Below are 658 nucleotides of genomic sequence, written 5' to 3'. Positions count from 1 at the left end.
CCTCCGGCTACTTAGATGTTTCAGTTCACCGGGTTCCCTCCCTTTAAAGGGTGACAGCCCATGACGGCTGCCGGGTTTCCCCATTCGGACATCCGCGGATCGATACTCATTTGCAGTTCCCCGCGGCTTTTCGCAGCTTATCGCGTCCTTCGTCGGCTCATGGCGCCAAGGCATCCACCGTATGCCCTTAGTAGCTTGATTTCTCTTGCTCTGCTAAGGCATCTTTATGCCTTTGACTCGTTAATTTCTCTGCTCTCAGCTCTCGCTTCGATTCAGAGGTCGCTCCCCCGCGGCTCATCTTCCGCGGGAAAACGCTTTTGTTTTCGTCTCTTCTGTTCAGTTTTCAAGGTCCAAAATCTGGTGGAGACGAGGAGAATCGAACTCCTGACCCCCTGCTTGCAAGGCAGGTGCTCTCCCAGCTGAGCTACGCCCCCGGTTTCCCTCTTTTGTCCGCAGTCATTATTTTTGGTGGGCCTAAGTGGACTTGAACCACTGACCTCACGCTTATCAGGCGTGCGCTCTAACCAGCTGAGCTATAGGCCCGTTTTTATCTTCCATCACCGCTCTGCACGATGCCGGACTAAAAACATAACAACTGCCTGAGGCGGGAGCCCTCAGGACCGAATAACCAAACCAGGATGAATGTGCCCGACCGAAG

At 54.0% G+C, this 658-nt stretch carries 2 tRNA genes and 1 rRNA gene; all 3 read right to left on the bottom strand.

The features are described 5' to 3' along the window. Positions 1-201: ribosomal RNA gene (locus ABS917_RS18875) — 23S ribosomal RNA — on the bottom strand; the annotation flags it as partial. A gap of 157 nt (positions 202-358) precedes the next feature. Then, a tRNA-Ala gene (locus ABS917_RS18870) sits at positions 359-434 on the bottom strand. Positions 435-466: 32 nt separating this feature from the next. Continuing rightward, positions 467-543, bottom strand: a tRNA-Ile gene (locus ABS917_RS18865). Between the last annotated feature and the right edge of the window lie 115 nt (positions 544-658).

It is taken from the genome of Solibacillus sp. (genome assembly GCF_040273735.1).
Classification (GTDB): Bacteria; Bacillota; Bacilli; order Bacillales_A; family Planococcaceae; genus Solibacillus.
The sequence above is the reverse complement of the archived record's forward strand: the minus strand, read 5'-3'. Positions and strand labels throughout refer to the sequence as shown.